Origin of the sequence: Azospira restricta (genome assembly GCF_016858125.1) — a bacterium.
GTDB classification, from domain to species: domain Bacteria; phylum Pseudomonadota; class Gammaproteobacteria; order Burkholderiales; family Rhodocyclaceae; genus Proximibacter; species Proximibacter restrictus.
The window spans coordinates 698,765-713,916 of record NZ_CP064781.1 but is presented as its reverse complement, the minus strand read 5'-3'; the positions used below and the strand labels follow the sequence as shown (position 1 = coordinate 713,916).

The following is a 15,152-nucleotide window of genomic DNA, read 5'->3' as shown; positions in this document are numbered from 1 at the left end:
GCGATGCGCATCGGCGTCGATCTCGGCGGCACGAAGATCGAGGCGGCCGCCTTCGACGGCCTCCGGGAGCTCGCGCGCCGACGCATCGCCACCCCGGCCGGCGACTATCGCGCTACCGTCGGCGCTGTCGCCGCGCTGGTCGAGGCGCTGGAAAACGAGCTCGGCCGGCGCGGCTCGGTCGGCATCGGCACCCCCGGCGCCGCCTCGGCGCTGACCGGCCGCATCAAGAACGCCAACTCCACCTGCCTGATCGGCCAGCCGCTGCAGCGCGACCTGCAGGCGCTGCTGCAGCGCGAAGTGCGGCTGGCCAACGACGCCAACTGCTTCGCGCTGTCGGAAGCCGTCGACGGCGCCGGGCAGGGCGCCGCCGTCGTCTTCGGCGTCATCCTCGGCACCGGCGTCGGCGGCGGCCTCGTCGTCCATGGTCGGGTGCTCGCCGGCGCCAACGCGATCGCCGGCGAATGGGGACACAACCCGCTGCCGGCGCCGGACGCCGACGAGATCCCGGCACCGCCGTGCTATTGCGGCCGCGCCGGCTGCGTCGAGACCTGGCTGTCCGGCCCCGGCCTGGCGCGCGACCACGCCGCGATCGCCGGCGAGACGCTGACCCCGGAAGCGATCGCGGCGCGCGCCGAGGCTGGCGATGCCACGTGCGCGGCGACGCTCGCGCGCTACGAGACGCGACTCGCGAAAGCGCTGGCAACGGTGATCAACATCGTCGATCCGGACGTGATCGTTCTCGGCGGCGGCATCTCCAAGCTCGACCGGCTGTACGCCAGCGTGCCGCGCCTGTGGGCGCCGCACGTCTTCTCCGACCACATCGCCACCCGCCTGGCGAAGCCCGTGCACGGCGATACGTCCGGCGTGCGCGGCGCCGCCTGGCTGTGGCCCGAGGACGCCCGATGAGCGCCCCGACCGTGACCCTCTACACCGGTACCCCGCGCTACATCGGCGACGAGGGGCAGTTCAGCGCGATCTGGAAGCAGCCGGCGGCCGGCCCGCTGCGCATCACGAAGGCGGGGCTGGCCGGCGACGTGCAGGCCGACCGCCGCGTGCATGGCGGCCCGGAGAAGGCGGTGCACCACTACGCCGGCGAGAACTACGCCAGGCTCGCCGCGCGCTTCCCGCAGGTGGCGGAGGCGCTGGTCGTCGGCAGCATCGGCGAGAACATCTCGACCGTCGGCCTCGACGAGACGAGCGTCTGCATCGGCGACGTCTTCCGCATCGGCAGCGCCGTGCTGCAGGTCTGCCAGCCGCGGCGGCCATGCTGGAAGATCGATGCCCGCTACGGCGTCGCCGGCATCACCGCGCATATCGTCGACTCGGGGCTGACCGGCTGGTACTACCGCGTGCTCGAGGAGGGCGTCGCTGCCACCGGCGACGCCTGCGAACACCTCGAGCGGCCGGCCGGCGCGGTGACGCTCGCCGCGCTGTGGACCGCCTGGCACCATCACCGCCCGGACGCCGCCGCGCTCGCCGCGCTGGCCGCCGCCCCCGGGCTGACGTCGGCGTGGACGCAGAAGATCCGCGACCGCCTCGACTGGCTGGCGGCGAACCCGGGCACGCCGGCGGCGCCGGCACGCCAAGGCTGATGCCGCTCTCCCGCCTGCTGCTGCCGTTCGCGGCGGCCTACTTCCTGTCCTATTTCTACCGCACCGCGAACGCGGTGATCGGCCCCGAACTGGCGCGCGAGCTCGCGCTGTCGGCCGGCGACCTCGGCCTGTTGACCAGCACCTACCTGCTCGCCTTCTGCCTCGCGCAGCTGCCGCTCGGCATGCTGCTCGACCGTTTCGGCGCGCGCCGCGTCGAGTCGGCGCTGCTGCTCTTCGCCGCTGCCGGCGCCGCCGCCTTCGCGCTGGCCGGCGGCCTGCCCGGGCTGGCAACGGCACGGGCAGCGATCGGACTCGGCGTCTCGGCCTGCCTGATGGCCGCCTTCAAGGCCTTCTCGCAGTGCTACCCGGCGGACCGGCAGGCCTCGCTGACCGGCTGGATGATGACCGCCGGCGGCCTCGGTGCGCTCGCCGCGACGGCGCCGCTGGAAGCGCTGCTGGCACTCGCCGGTTGGCGCGAGATCTTCTGGCTGCTGGCCGCGGCGACGCTGGCGGCGGCCGTCTGGCTGTTCCTCGGCGTCGCCGACCCGCCGGCCGCGACGCCCACCGGCATCGGCCTCGCCGCGCAGTGGCGCGGCGTGCGGCAGATCTTCGCCAGCCGCCACTTCTGGCGCTTCGCACCGCTCGGGCTGACGCTGACCGGCGGTTTCATGGCGGTGCAGGGCCTGTGGTCGATCGCCTGGCTGATGCAGGTGAACGGCTACACCCGCGCCGAGGCCGCCGACCACCTGGCAGCGATGAGCTTCGCGATGCTGTTCACCTACGTCGGCATCGGCCTGCTGGCGACGCGGCTGGCGCATCGCGGCATCCCGCCGATCCGGCTGCTGGCCGGCGGCGTCGGCCTGTCGATCGTGATGCTGGCGCTGATCGCCGGCGAGGCGCTGCCATGGACACGCGCGCTGTGGATCGCCTACGGTGCCTGCGCCGGCTTCGGCACGCTCGGCTACGCGCAGACCGCGGCCGGCTTCCCGCTGGCGCTGGCCGGTCGTGCGACTACCGCCTACAACCTGCTGGTCTTCGCCGGCGCCTTCGGCGCGCAGTGGGGGATGGGGCTGTTGATCGACCTGCTCGTCGCGTACGGGCGGAGCCCGGCCGACGCGCTGCGCGCGGTGTTCGCCACGCTGCTGGCACTGCAGATCGCCGCCTACGCGGCCTTCGTGCTCGCCGGGCGGCGGCGCTGAGCACGGGAGACAGGCCCGCCTCATACGCGCGGGTCGGGCCGAAAGGTATCCGTCGTGCGCGGGCGCCGCAGACCGGCGGTGGGCGAATTCCTGCCGGCGGAACGGCGCGCCGTTCGCGCCCGCCGAACGGCGCTCGCCGCCTCGGCGAAATCTGCTCTAATAGCGCAGCCCCGCCCCGGACCTCCGGCATGACCGACCTCGACAACGCCCGCTGAGCGCGCGATGGAACTGATCAACCCGCGCACCTTCCTGATCGTCGCCAACCTGCTCGGCCTGCTCTGCGCGCTCGTGCTGTGGGTGCAGGCGAAGAGCTTCCCGGCCGACATCGGCGGCCTGCGCGACTGGGCGAAGGCGGTCGTGCTGATGGGCTGTGCCTCCGGCCTCGCCTCGCTGCGCGGGCTGATCCCCGACGCCTTCGCCATCGTCCTCGCCGCGGCGCTGCTGCTGTCCGGCGAGCTGCTGCTGGTGATCGGCCTGTTGCGCTACAGCGGGCGCACGCCGCAATGGCGGCCGGCGGTGGACGCGGTCGCCGGCCTCGTGCTGCTGGTCGCCTGGCTGACCTGGGGCAGCCCCAGCTACCCGGGCCGCATCTTCATCATGGCGCTCGCGCACATCGCCTTCTTCGCGCTCGGCGCCTGGCTGGCGCAGCAGGCGAAACCGGCCGGCTTCGGCAGCCGGCTGCTGTCGGCGATGTTCGTGCTCGGCGTCGCCGTCGCCGTGCTGCGCATCGCCACGCTCAGCACCGACTTCGCCGGCGCCGACGAGGCCTTCGACCGCGACCCGATCCAGCAGGTGTACCTCGGCGCCTTCTCGCTCGGCATCCTCGGCCTCTCCATCGGCTTCATCCTGATCGCCAACGAGCGCCTGCGCGAGGAGCTCGAATACCTGGCCACGCGCGACCCGATGACCGGCGCCTTCAACCGCCGCGCCTTCTTCGCCCGCGCCGAGATCGAGTGGGCGCGCGCGGCGCGCTCGCGGCGGCCGCTGGCGGCGATCGTCTCCGACATCGACTTCTTCAAGAAGGTGAACGACACGCACGGCCACCACGTCGGCGACCTGGTGATCAAGGACTTCGCCCGGCGCGCCGGCGGCATGCTGCGGCTGCCCGACATCCTCGCCCGCTTCGGCGGCGAGGAGTTCGTCATCCTGCTGCCGGAGACCGGCCTGCAGGACGGCTGCCGCGTCGCCGAGCGCATCCGCCAGGAGATCGAGAAGCGCCGCGACAAGGCGCTGCCGCCCTACACCGTCAGCCTCGGCGTCGCCGTCGCCGGCGACGACGGCCCGGCCGACCTGGAAGCGCTGCTGGCGGTCGCCGACGCGGCGCTCTACCGCGCCAAGCAGGGCGGACGCAACCGCGTCGAGGCCTAGGCGATCCCCGCCGACACGCGCTATCCGCCGTCGCGCCGCTGCATCTCGGCCAGCGCCGCCATCAGCCACGAGCGCATGCCGATGACGATGGTGTAGGGCCGGCGCTGCTCGGGCGGCAGCTTCTGGTCGGCGAGGTGCTGGTTGGAGAAATCCTGGCCGATGCGCGCCAGCCGCTCGCGGAAGGAGTTGGCCAGCCCGCGGCCGATCTCGCCGTGCACCACCATCAGCATCTCCGACTCGCCGTCGAAGCCGCCGGCGAAGTAGTCGTCGAGCACCTCCCTGCGGAAGAACTCCATCACCGGCCCCTGCGGCCGCCAGCGGAAGCCCTTCGCCACCTTCAGCCGGTAGCGGTTGCCGGGGCGCAGGTCGATGATGCCGAGACGGTCGAGCTGGGTCAGGCAGCGCACCAGCTCGGCGTCGGACAGGCGGTAGGTGGTGCAGATTTCCTCGGCCGGCAGCTGGCTCAGCGCGCAGATGGCGACGACCAGCAGCTGGCGGTCGGCGACCACCGCCTTCTCCTGCGCCAGCGTCAGCTCGAGCAGCAGCGGCTGCGTGTCGGCGACGCGGCGGGCGAGGTCGGCGAAGTCGAGGGTGAGCGCGCGGCAGATCTCGTCGATGCGCGACAGCGGCATGTCGCCGCTCTTCGAGAACATGCGCTTGACGCTCGACTCGGCCATCCCCAGCCGCGCGGCGAGCGCGGCGTAGGTGAGGCCGGCGGCCTTGAGCTCGCCCTTGAGCAGGGCGACGAGGTCGGCAGTGGTGCTCACAGTGGGCGCCTCCGGGGAAAGTATCCGACAACGATACTACAGGTCCGTCGATCAGGCACGCCGGCGCTTTTCCTTGTACCGGAGCGACCCCTTGCCGATGATGGACTCGTCATCCGACACCCGTACAAGGAGCTGCCCCATGGAAACCCCCGCCCATTCCCCCGTCCGTACCGTCCTCCGCGACACCCGCGCCTGGCGCCTGCAGGTCTGGGTCTCCTTCGCCCTCGCGCTGCTCGTCTGCGGCAGCGGACTGGCCTGGCTGCCGGGCGCCGACCTCGACCGCGCGTTCATGGTGATGGGCTACGTGTTCTGCCTGTCCACCGCCTTCGCGCTGGCCAAGTTCGTCCGCGACAACGCCGAGCGCCCCGCCGACACGCCGCTGTGGTCGCTGGTGGTGTGGGGCGGCTTCGCGCTGGCGATGGCGCTGACCGGCTGGGGGCTGTGGCGGATGGAGATCAACCCGACCTGGAAGGCCTACCTGCTGGTCAGCTGGCTGTACCTGATCTCGACGGCCTTCACGCTGGCCAAGACGCTGCGCGACGCCTTCGAGGCCGAGCGGCTGGAACACGGCGACGCACCGGCCACCGAGCAATGAACCAGTACTGGAGAACGACGATGAGAACGCATCCGCATCCTTCCCGCCGCCGCCTGCTCGCGGCCTGCTGCACGGCGTTGCTGCTGCCGCTCGCGCTGGGCGCGCCGCGACCGGCCGCCGCCAACCACGGGGGCCACCCCGGCGCCCCGGAAGCCAGCGCCGCCTCCAGCCTGTCGCTGTCGCTGCCGGTGGCGGTGCTGGTCGCGGCGCCGGCGATGTTCCTCGCCGCCGGCGCGATGCTCAGCGTGGTCGCCGTCGAGGCCTCGGCCGCCGGCACCGTCTGGGTCGTCCGCCGCGCCTCCGACGGCGCCACCGCCAGCCTGGAATTCTCGGGCGAGCTCGCCGCCGCGTCGGCGGTCGGCGTCGGCACCGCGCTGTCGGTGACCGCGGTCGCCGCCGGCTGGCTGCTGTCGGCCGCCGGCGAGGTGCTCTGCCTGGTGCCGAACGCGCTCGGCGAGTCGCTGCTCTACAACGAACGGATCCGCTGACCATGCGCGCGCATAACGGGTGGCAGACGCTTATTGGCGCCGTGCTGCTTGCCGCCGTCCTCGGCAGCGGCAGTGCGCAGGCCGGGCAGACCTGCGAGGCGAGGCGGCCGACGGTCGAATCGATGGCGCGCGACCTGGCACTCGCGGCGAGCGTCGCCGCCGAACTCGACGCGCTGGCGGCGAACGAGGGCGCCGAGGTCGTGCTGCTCGCCCGCGCCGGGCAGGACCTGCGCGAGTACGGGCTGCGCTGGTCGCACCTCGGCATCGCCTACCGCGACCGCGCGGCGCTCGCCGGCCGCGGTGCCTGGCGCGTGGTGCACAAGCTGAACCAGTGCGGCAGCGACCGCAGCGCGCTGTACCGGCAGGGGCTCGCCGAGTTCTTCGCCGACGGCCTGTTCGCGCATGAGGCCGGCGTCGTCGCGCTGGCACCGCCGCTCGCCGCGCGCGTCGCCGCGCAGCTGCAGGACAACCGGCTGCTCGCGCAGCTGCACGAGCCGCGCTACAACATGCTCGCCTACCCGTGGTCCGGCCCGTACCAGCAGAGCAACCAGTGGGCGATCGAGACGCTGGCGCTGCTCGCCGACCCGGCGGTGCGCAGCCGCGCCGCGGCGCGCGCCTGGCTGCGCCGCCACGACTACCGCCCGGACACCATCCGGCTGTCGGCGGTGAAGCGGCTCGGCGCGCGCATCGGCAGCGCGCATATCGCCTTCGACGACCACCCCTTCGACCGGCGCATGGCCGGTCGCATCGACACCGTCACCGCCGATTCGGTGTTCGCCTGGGCGCCGCGCGCCGGGATCGGCGGCGCGCCGCGCGTGCTGCGCCCGCGGCCTTCAGGCGGCGGTCCCGGCGACGGCTTCGGGCGCGGACTCCGCCACGTTGAGGTCGATTTGCTGCAGCGTGCCGGCGCGGCCGTCCTCGTGGAGATAGACGCCGCTGCGCCAGACCTGGCCGCGGGCGTTGTTGTCGGTGTCCTTCAGCGCGAACGGGGTCCACGCGCTGTCCAGGTGCAGCGCGCCGACGCCGGTCTCCTTGAGCGGCTTCAGCGCGCCGTCCGGGAACCAGACGCCGAGCGCGGCGAAGGCCGGATCGGCGTCGTCGAGCCAGCCGTTGCCGTCGCCGTCGAACTGCCGCAGATCATCGAAGCCGTTGCCTGAGAGCGCACCGAACAGTTCGCGGCCGTCGTCGATGCGGCCGTTGCCGTTGGCGTCGAGCGCCAGGTAGCCGCTGCCGTTGGCGAGCACCGGCAGCGACTCGGCGCTGCCGTCGGCATCGAGGTCGAAGTCGAAGCGCAGGTCGGTGAGGTCGGCGGCCTTGCCGTCGTAGTTGATCACCAGCGGGTCGCGGAACTCGACGCGGCCGCGCTCCTCGTATTCGCGCGTGCATTCGAACTCGCGGCACATCGACAGCGAGAGGTCGAAGTCGATCTCGCGGCCATCGGCGGTGCGCACCTTGCCGCCGGCGCTGAACTCGGTGCGCTCCTTCTCGGCGATGTGCTCGACGACGCGGCGGCTCCACTCCAGTGTGCGCGTACGCGCCGGCGGGTCGAGCGCGACTGCTCCGGCGGGGGAGGCGGGGGAGGCGGGGGAGGCGGCAGACCGTTCCGGCAAGGCGGCAATCTCGTCCACCCGGCAGCGGCATTTTTCGCCCGTCAGCAGCTCCATCATCGACGCGATCAGCTGCTGCAGCATCAGCCGCACGCGGCGGCCGTCATCGGCCGCCGGCGCCGCCGCGGGCGGGGCGGCGGCACTGACTTCCTGCAGCACGCCGCGGAAGCTGAAGCGGGTTTCGGCCTCGATGCGGTGCTGCTGCGCCAGCGTGTGCCGGGCGTCGAGGCGGACGCCGGATTCCTCGATTTTCATGATCGCTCTCCAGTGGGTTCGGGAACGGCTTCCTGCAAGGCGCATGCCATGCCGCGGTGCACGATTGCACCCGGCATGCCGCGGGAGTAGCCTGCAGCGGCAACGGGACCGGCGAGTCCCGCATCCTGTCGGGGAGGCACCATGGATTCGATCGCCGCGCACAAGTCGCCCGAGCTGGAGCAGCTTGAACTGATCCAGCGGCTGGGCCGTATCGGCTACTGGGAGTACGACCCGGCGACGCATTCGTTCACGCTGCCGCCGCATTCGCTGGAACTGCTGTCGTCGCTGATCGGCTGCGCGCGCGACGTTGCGCCGAACCTGCGCGAGGTGATGGACGACGCCGAGCGCCGGCGCTTCCTCGGCGCGCTCGAGCTGGCGGTGAAGGGACAGCTGTCGCTGCACCTGGAACTGCAGCTGGCGAGCTTCCACGGGCGGCGGGCGGCGATCGTGGTCAAGGGCGTTCCGGTCGCGCGCGGCGACGCCTTCCGCTTCGCCGGCACCTTCCACGACATCACCCACGAGAAGCAGGTCGAGAGCGAGCGCGAGGAGGTGCTCAGCCAGCTGCACGCGGTGATCGGCGGCCTGCCGGTCGGCGTCACGGTGTTCGACGAGGACTTGCGCCTGCTCTTCTGGAACGACCACATCTACGACATCCTCGGCCTGCCGCAGGGTGCGGTGTACAAGTACGTGCGCTTCGAGGAGCTGATCCGCTACCCGGCGCGGCGCGGCGAGTACGGGCCGGGCGACCCGGAGGAACTGGTCGCGCAGCGCACGGCGCTGGCGCGCAGGTTCGAGCCGCACCGCTTCGAGCGCGCCGCGCGCGACGGGCGCACGCTGCTCGTCGACGGCTATCCGTTCCGCTTCGGCGGCAGGATCTCCGGCTTCGTCACCACCTACACCGACATCACCGAGCAGAAGCGCAACGCCGAGCAGATCGTGCACCAGAACCAGATGCTGAAGGCGATCATCGACAACTTCCCCGGCGCGATCTCGCTGTTCGACGGCAACCTCAGGCTGGTCGCCAGCAACCCGCTGTTCAAGACGCTGCTCGACCTGCCGGCGACGCTGGTCGACCGCGACGACGCCTACTTCGAGGACTTCATCCGCTTCAACGCGGACCGCGGCGAGTACGGCCCCGGCGACCCGCAGGCGCAGGTGGCGGCGGTCATGGCGCGGGCGCGCAGTTTCCAGCCGCACAAGATCGAGCGCGTGCGGCCGAACGGGGTTGCGCTGGAGATCATCGGCGCGCCGATCCCCGGCGGCGGCTTTGTCACCATCTACATCGACATCACCGAACGCAAGCGCGCCGAGGAGCAGATCCGCACGCTGGCGCTGCAGGATGCGCTGACCCGGCTGCCCAACCGCCTCAGCCTCAACGACCAGATTGAGGCGGCGCTGCGGCGGGCGCGCGAGAAGGGCGAGGCCTTCGCGCTGCTGTTCCTCGACCTCGACGGCTTCAAGAACGTCAACGACTCGCTCGGCCACGATACCGGCGATGCGCTGCTGATCCAGGTCGCGCGGCGGCTGCAGGAGGCGGTGCGCGAAACCGACACCGTCGCCCGGCTCGGCGGCGACGAGTTCGTGCTGCTGTTGCGCGACATCGACAGCGCGGCGGCGCCGGTGCGCATCGCCGATGACATCATCGCCCGCCTGGCGCAGCCGTTCGTGCTCGAATCGCTGACGACGCAGATCGGCACCTCGATCGGCATCGCGCTGCACCCGGCCCACGGCGACAACCGCGAGGCGCTGCTGAAGGCCGCCGACGAGGCGATGTACGCAGCCAAGGCGGCCGGCCGCGGCCGCTGGCGGCTGGCCGGCGGCGCGACCGACTGACGCGGCGGGGCCTCGGCCCGGAACTTCAGAATTCGAGCGGATCGACTTCCAGGTGCCAACGCAACCGTGACGGCGCCTTGATCGTTTCCACCGCCTGCCGCCACTCGCCGAGGAAGGCCTGCAGCGCCGGCCGCGACGGCGATTCGGCGAGCAACTGGCCGCGCTCCAGGTTGGCGAGCTTGGCCAGGCGCATCGGCACCGGGTCATACAACGTTACCGCCGGGTGCGCCTCGGCGCCCGGCCAGGCGCGCGCGCTGGCGAGGAAGGCGATGGCGTCGGCCATCTGCGGCGCCTCGGCGCGCAGCATCGCCTGGAAGCCGTAGGGCGGAAAGCCGGCGACCTTGCGCTCGGCCAGCTGCGTCGCGGCGAAGGCCGGGTAGTCGTGGTTCACGACGGCGGCGTAGAGCGGATGGTCCGGGTACTGCGTCTGGATCAACACCTCGCCCGGCAGTTCGGCGCGGCCGGCGCGACCGGCGACCTGCATCAGCTGCGCGAACAGCCGCTCCGGTGCGCGGCAGTCGGCGGCGAACAGCGCGGCGTCGGCGCCGACGACGCCGACCAGCGTCAGCTTCGGGAAGTCGTGGCCCTTGGCCAGCATCTGCGTGCCGACCAGGATGTCGGCCTCGCCGGCGTGGATCTTCTCGACCAGTGCCTCCCACTGCTTGCGGCTCTTCGCCGCGTCGCGGTCGGCGCGCAGGATGCGCGCGTCCGGGAAGCGTTCGACGAGGAATTCCTCGAGCCGCTGCGTGCCGCGGCCGAACGGGTGGATGTCCTGGTTGCCGCAGGTCGGGCAGGCCTTCGGGATGCGCGTCTCGTAGCCGCAATGGTGGCAGCGCAGCCGGCGGTCCTTGAGGTGCAGCACGAGGTTGGCGGCGCAGCGGCGGCACGCCGAAATCCAGCCGCAGGCGGTGCACGCCAGCACCGGCGCGTAGCCGCGGCGGTTGAGGAAGACCAGGCTCTGCTCGCCGCGCGCGAGGCGCTTCTCGATGGCTTCGAGGAGGATGCCGGAGAGGCCTTCCTCGGCCTTCTCCTTCCGCAGGTCGATGCGCTGCACCGCCGGCAGGCGGGCTTGCTCGACGGCGCGCTCCTTCAGCGTCAGCAGCGCGTAGCGGCCGCGCATCTCGGGCGCGGTGGCATTCGCCCAGCTCTCCAGCGACGGCGTCGCCGAGCCGAGGACGATCGGCACCTTGCCATCGCGGGCGCGGAAGACGGCGACATCGCGCGCCGAATAGCGCATGCCGTCCTGCTGCTTGAACGACGGGTCGTGCTCCTCGTCGACGATGATCAGCGCCAGCTCCGACAGCGGCGCGAATACCGCCAGCCGCGTGCCGAGGACGATGCGCGCACGCCCGCTGTGGGCTGCCTGCCAGTTCCTCAGCCGCGCCGCCTCGGTCAGCTCGCTGTGCAGGCTGACCAGCCCGGCGCCGGGGAAGCGCGCGGCGACGCGGGCCTCGAGTTGCGGCGTCAGGTTGATCTCGGGCACCAGCACCAGCGCCTGGCCGCCTTTTTCCAGCGCGTCGGCGATCAGCCGCAGGTAGACCTCGGTCTTGCCGCTGCCGGTGACGCCGAAGAGCAGGAAGGGATGGAAGCCGGGGCCGGCGGCGCGCACCGCGGCCAGCGCCGCCGCCTGTTCGGCAGTCAGTGCCGGGGCCGGAGAGGGCGGCGGCGGCGCCTTCGCCGGCTTCGGCGGGCGCGCCTGCGGCGGGTCGAGTCGCTTCAGCCCGGCCGGCAGCGTGGACAGCATCACCTCGCCGAGCGGCGCCTGGTAATAGGCGGCGCAGAATTCGCAGAGCCGGAACCAGTCGGCGGGCAGGACCGGCTCGGGCAGGATGGCCTCGACCGGCTTCAGCTGCTCCGGCGGAAACTCGCTCGCCGCCGGCAGCTCGACGATGACGCCGATCGTCGAGCGGCGGCCGAAGGGAACGCGCACGCGGCGGCCGACGTCGGCCGCGGTCGCCGCCGGCGCGAGGTAGTCGAAGCAGCGGTGCAGCGGCAGGTCGAGGGCGACGCGGACGATGATCACGGGCGGCACGGTCCGGCAGAGGCTCAGGTTATGACATTCACCACGGCATTTCGCTGCAACGCAGCAACGGCGCGGCTTCCAGTTAGATTGCTTTGTTCGTGCAGCTTCTTGAAATCACCCGCAAGCCCTTGCTCCGACGGGCATTTTTTCGTTATTCACAATTTCTGTGGATAACTTTGTGGATTGCTTGCGGGAAAACGCCCTAAGCCCCCTCCCCACAAGGAGTTTTGTCACTTTGCCGTAAAATAAGGCGGGTTAATATCGGTTAATAATCAACATCTTGCAAAATGCCGCTGATTTTTCTAGGGTTTTTTCCGCCGCACCAAGGCCGCGGGACGTTCTGTGCATAAGTCAACCGGTATTTGCACTGCCGGCCCCGCTTTTTTGGGGCCGGCCTGAGCTTATTTGCGCAGTTCGCGGCTGTAGGCGTGGACGGTGTCGACCAGCGTCGTCACATGGTCAGGCGGCGTGAACTGCGAGATGCCGTGGCCGAGGTTGAAGACGTGGCCGGTGTTGCCGGGGCCGTAGCTGTCGAGCACCTTCTTCGCCTCGGCGGCGATCTTCTCGGGCGACGCGAACAGCACGTTGGGGTCGAGGTTGCCCTGCAGCGCGACCTTGTCGCCGACGCGGCGGCGCGCTTCGCCGAGGTCGATCGTCCAGTCGAGGCCGACCGCGTTGCAGCCGCTGTCGGCGATCGACTCCAGCCACAGGCCGCCGCCCTTGGTGAACACGATGTTCGGGATCTTCTCGCCGTCCTTCTCCTTCTTCAGGCCGGCGACGATCTTCCTCATGTAGGCCAGCGAGAATTCCTGGTAGGCCGCCGCCGACAGCGCGCCGCCCCAGGAGTCGAAGATCATCACCGCCTGCGCGCCGGAATCGATCTGCGCGTTGAGGTAGGCGGTGACGGCATCCGCGGTCACCGACAGGATGTGGTGCATCAGGTCCGGACGGTCGTACATCATCGTCTTGACCTTGCGGTAGTCGTCGGAGGAGCCGCCCTCGACCATGTAGCAGGCCAGCGTCCACGGGCTGCCGGAGAAGCCGATCAGCGGCACCGAGTTGTCGAGCGCGCGGCGGATCTCGGACACGCCGTCCATCACGTAGCGCAGGTGGTCGAAGGGGTCCGGCGCGGTCAGGTCGCGGATCGCCCATTCCTCGTTGAGCGGGCGCTCGAACTTCGGGCCCTCGCCCTCGGCGAAGTAGAGGCCCAGCCCCATCGCGTCGGGGACGGTCAGGATGTCGGAGAACAGGATCGCGGCGTCGAGCTCGTAGCGGGCGAGCGGCTGCAGCGTCACTTCGCAGGCCATCGCCGGGCTCTTGCACAGGTTGAGGAAGCTGCCGGCGCGCTTGCGCGTCTCGCAGTATTCCGGCAGGTAGCGGCCGGCCTGGCGCATCAGCCAGACCGGCGTGTGGTCGGTCGGCTCCTTCAGCAGGGCACGGAGGAAATTGTCGTTGCGGGGTCGGGTCATGATGGCGGCGCCGGAAGATTGCGGAAAGCCCGGATTATCCGCCTTTTCGCCGGCTGCCGCCACGCGCCGGTCGACCGCAGGCGGCCGCTGGTGCTAGTCTAGCGCCGTCATGTCGAGTACAGCACCACGGAGGCGAATGATGGGCGAGCCCACCGAAATCGATGTCCCGGCAATCAAGGCCAGGTTGCTGGCGAAGATGGGCGAGCACGCCGCCAGCTACCCCGTGCAGATCGAGCAGCGCTTCCCGCACGTGCTGGCGCGGCTCGCCGAGCTGTGGGGCACGCGCGACGCGGACCGCTACCTGGACAGCCTGATGGTCTCCGACCGCCCGAACCGCGCCGGCTTCCCGCCCGACGTGGCGATGGAGATCTTCCGCCTGGCCACCGCGCACGGCAGCTACGGGCTGTCGACGGCCGCCAGCGGCACCGGCTGGGCCGGCGTCGACGAGGCGGCGCTGGCGAAGAAGGCCTTCTCCGACCAGCGCTGAGCCGCCGCTACTTGCGCCAGAACGCCGGCGTCAGCACCACCAGCAGCGTGAACAGTTCGAGGCGGCCGAGCAGCATCGCGAAGCTGCACACCCAGGTCTGGAAGTCGGTCAGCACGGCATAGGTGGTCGACGGGCCGACCACGCCCAGCCCGGGCCCGGTGTTGTTGACGCTGGCGACGACGGCGGTGAAGGCGGAGACGATGTCCAGCCCCGAGAACGACAGGAGCAGCGTCAGCGAGACGATGCTGACCATGTACACGAAACCGAACGAGAGCGCCGCGAAGAGGATGTTCTGCGGCATCACCTGGCTGCCGATGCGCACGTTGTAGACCGCCGCCGGATGCATCGCCCGCACCAGCTCGCGGTAGAGCTGCTTGTAGAGGAGCAGGGCGCGGATCATCTTGATGCCGCCGCCGGTGGAACCGGCGCTGGTCGCGAAACTGCACAGGAAAAGCATCCACAGCGGCGCGAACATCGGCCACAGCGCATAGTCGACGCTGGCGTAGCCGGTGGTGGTGGCGATCGAGACGACGTTGAACAGCGCATGCCGCAGCGCGCTCGTGTCGCTGTCGTAGACGCCGTTGGCGCGGATGTAGGCGGCGACCAGCAGCACGCTGCCAAGCGTGATCAGCAGAAACCAGGGCGCCTCCGGGTCGCGCACGTAGGGCCGCACCGAGCGCTGCGTCAGCGCCAGGTAGAGCGTCGCGAAGTTCATCCCGGCGATCAGCATGAAGACGACGGCGACGCCCTCGATCGCCGGCGAATCGAAGTGGCCGAAGCTCGTATCGTGCGTCGAGAAGCCGCCCAACCCCATCGTCGAGAAGGTATGGCAGACGGCGTCGAACCAGTCCATGCCGGCCCCGCGGTAGGCCAGCAGGCAGGCGACGGTGACCGCGAAATAGACGGCCCACAGCCCCTTCGCGGTCTGCGCGATGCGCGGCGTCATCTTCGCGTCCTTCATCGGCCCCGGCGTCTCCGCCTTGAACATCGAGCGGCCGCCGATGCCGAGCAGCGGCAGCACGGCGATGGCGAGCACGATCAGGCCCATGCCGCCGAGCCAGACCAGCAGGTGGCGCCAGAGGTTGATCGACAGCGGCAGCGCGTCCAGCCCGGACAGCACCGTCGACCCGGTCGTCGTCAATCCGGACATCGTCTCGAAGTAGGCGTCGGTGAAGCTGATCCCCAGTTGCAGCATCAGCGGCAGCGTGGCGAAGGCCGGCAGCAGCGTCCACACCAGCACCACCATCAGGAAGCCGTCGCGCACCTGCAGTTCGCGCTTGTCGTTGCGCGTGCGGTACCAGAGGCCGGCGCCGGCGAGGAAGGTGAGGCCGAAGGCCTCGTCATAGGCGTTCTGCGCGCCGTCGTCGACGACCCACGACAGCGCGAGCGGAATCAACATGGTTATCGCGAAGAGCATGATGATCATGCCCAGTGCACGGAAAACCGGAGCATAGCGGCTCACGAAGCGC

At 70.9% G+C, this 15,152-nt stretch carries 13 protein-coding genes; 9 read left to right on the top strand and 4 right to left on the bottom strand.

What is annotated here, in order from left to right; genetic code table 11:
• The first annotated feature begins 3 nt into the window (after positions 1–3).
• The 4 genes from IWH25_RS03360 (at position 4) to IWH25_RS03345 (ending at position 4,159) form a co-directional block, all read left to right on the top strand.
• Positions 4–906, top strand: coding sequence for an ROK family protein (locus IWH25_RS03360; RefSeq protein WP_203387945.1), 903 nt, complete (start codon positions 4–6; stop codon positions 904–906).
• Positions 903–1,592: an MOSC domain-containing protein gene (locus IWH25_RS03355; protein WP_203387944.1), complete on the top strand. Its 690-nt coding sequence runs from the start codon at positions 903–905 to the stop codon at positions 1,590–1,592. The genes IWH25_RS03360 and IWH25_RS03355 overlap by 4 nt, the downstream gene beginning before the upstream one ends.
• Positions 1,592–2,791, top strand: coding sequence for an MFS transporter (locus IWH25_RS03350; protein WP_203387943.1), 1,200 nt, complete (start codon positions 1,592–1,594; stop codon positions 2,789–2,791). The genes IWH25_RS03355 and IWH25_RS03350 overlap by 1 nt, the downstream gene beginning before the upstream one ends.
• A gap of 222 nt (positions 2,792–3,013) precedes the next feature.
• Positions 3,014–4,159, top strand: a complete 1,146-nt coding sequence (locus IWH25_RS03345) for a GGDEF domain-containing protein (RefSeq protein ID WP_203387942.1) — start codon at positions 3,014–3,016, stop codon at positions 4,157–4,159.
• Positions 4,160–4,179: 20 nt separating this feature from the next.
• Here IWH25_RS03345 and IWH25_RS03340 read toward each other — a convergent pair whose 3' ends face one another.
• Positions 4,180–4,926, bottom strand: a complete 747-nt coding sequence (locus IWH25_RS03340) for a helix-turn-helix domain-containing protein (protein ID WP_203387941.1) — start codon at positions 4,924–4,926, stop codon at positions 4,180–4,182.
• Positions 4,927–5,065: 139 nt separating this feature from the next.
• On the opposite strand from IWH25_RS03340, the gene IWH25_RS03335 reads away from it, so the two are divergent.
• The 4 genes from IWH25_RS03335 (at position 5,066) to IWH25_RS03320 (ending at position 9,704) form a co-directional block, all read left to right on the top strand.
• Entirely contained in the window at positions 5,066–5,521 is a 456-nt protein-coding gene (locus IWH25_RS03335) for a YiaA/YiaB family inner membrane protein (RefSeq protein ID WP_203387940.1), read from the top strand.
• A gap of 20 nt (positions 5,522–5,541) precedes the next feature.
• Positions 5,542–6,009, top strand: coding sequence for a hypothetical protein (locus tag IWH25_RS03330; protein WP_238998987.1), 468 nt, complete (start codon positions 5,542–5,544; stop codon positions 6,007–6,009).
• Between the two features lie 2 nt (positions 6,010–6,011).
• Positions 6,012–7,166 (top strand): DUF2145 domain-containing protein, encoded by a 1,155-nt coding sequence (locus tag IWH25_RS03325; RefSeq protein WP_203387939.1) that lies wholly within the window; start codon positions 6,012–6,014, stop codon positions 7,164–7,166.
• Positions 7,167–8,012: 846 nt separating this feature from the next.
• Entirely contained in the window at positions 8,013–9,704 is a 1,692-nt protein-coding gene (locus tag IWH25_RS03320; protein WP_203387938.1) for a PAS-domain containing protein, read from the top strand.
• 25 nt (positions 9,705–9,729) lie between these two features.
• Here IWH25_RS03320 and IWH25_RS03315 read toward each other — a convergent pair whose 3' ends face one another.
• The gene (locus IWH25_RS03315; RefSeq protein WP_203387937.1) at positions 9,730–11,727 is read right to left on the bottom strand and encodes a primosomal protein N'; all 1,998 of its coding nucleotides are present in this window, start codon (positions 11,725–11,727) and stop codon (positions 9,730–9,732) included.
• Between the two features lie 401 nt (positions 11,728–12,128).
• On the bottom strand, positions 12,129–13,196 hold the full coding sequence (hemE, locus tag IWH25_RS03310; protein ID WP_203387936.1) for a uroporphyrinogen decarboxylase: 1,068 nt from the start codon (positions 13,194–13,196) through the stop codon (positions 12,129–12,131).
• Positions 13,197–13,335: 139 nt separating this feature from the next.
• Between hemE and IWH25_RS03305 the strand changes: the two genes are divergently transcribed.
• Positions 13,336–13,683 (top strand): hypothetical protein, encoded by a 348-nt coding sequence (locus IWH25_RS03305; RefSeq protein ID WP_203387935.1) that lies wholly within the window; start codon positions 13,336–13,338, stop codon positions 13,681–13,683.
• Positions 13,684–13,690: 7 nt separating this feature from the next.
• Here the strand turns inward: IWH25_RS03305 and IWH25_RS03300 are convergent, their stop codons facing one another.
• Complete coding sequence (locus tag IWH25_RS03300; RefSeq protein ID WP_376990664.1) at positions 13,691–15,145, bottom strand: TrkH family potassium uptake protein; 1,455 nt, start codon at positions 15,143–15,145, stop codon at positions 13,691–13,693.
• Positions 15,146–15,152: the final 7 nt, after the last annotated feature.

Coding starts and splice junctions, on each gene's coding strand:
- IWH25_RS03360 (WP_203387945.1), top strand. CDS start 4: ATGCGCATCGGCGTCGATCTCGGCGGCACGAAGATCGAGGCGGCCGCC.
- IWH25_RS03355 (WP_203387944.1), top strand. CDS start 903: ATGAGCGCCCCGACCGTGACCCTCTACACCGGTACCCCGCGCTACATC.
- IWH25_RS03350 (WP_203387943.1), top strand. CDS start 1,592: ATGCCGCTCTCCCGCCTGCTGCTGCCGTTCGCGGCGGCCTACTTCCTG.
- IWH25_RS03345 (WP_203387942.1), top strand. CDS start 3,014: ATGGAACTGATCAACCCGCGCACCTTCCTGATCGTCGCCAACCTGCTC.
- IWH25_RS03335 (WP_203387940.1), top strand. CDS start 5,066: ATGGAAACCCCCGCCCATTCCCCCGTCCGTACCGTCCTCCGCGACACC.
- IWH25_RS03330 (WP_238998987.1), top strand. CDS start 5,542: ATGAGAACGCATCCGCATCCTTCCCGCCGCCGCCTGCTCGCGGCCTGC.
- IWH25_RS03325 (WP_203387939.1), top strand. CDS start 6,012: ATGCGCGCGCATAACGGGTGGCAGACGCTTATTGGCGCCGTGCTGCTT.
- IWH25_RS03320 (WP_203387938.1), top strand. CDS start 8,013: ATGGATTCGATCGCCGCGCACAAGTCGCCCGAGCTGGAGCAGCTTGAA.
- hemE (WP_203387936.1), bottom strand. CDS start 13,196: ATGACCCGACCCCGCAACGACAATTTCCTCCGTGCCCTGCTGAAGGAG.
- IWH25_RS03305 (WP_203387935.1), top strand. CDS start 13,336: ATGGGCGAGCCCACCGAAATCGATGTCCCGGCAATCAAGGCCAGGTTG.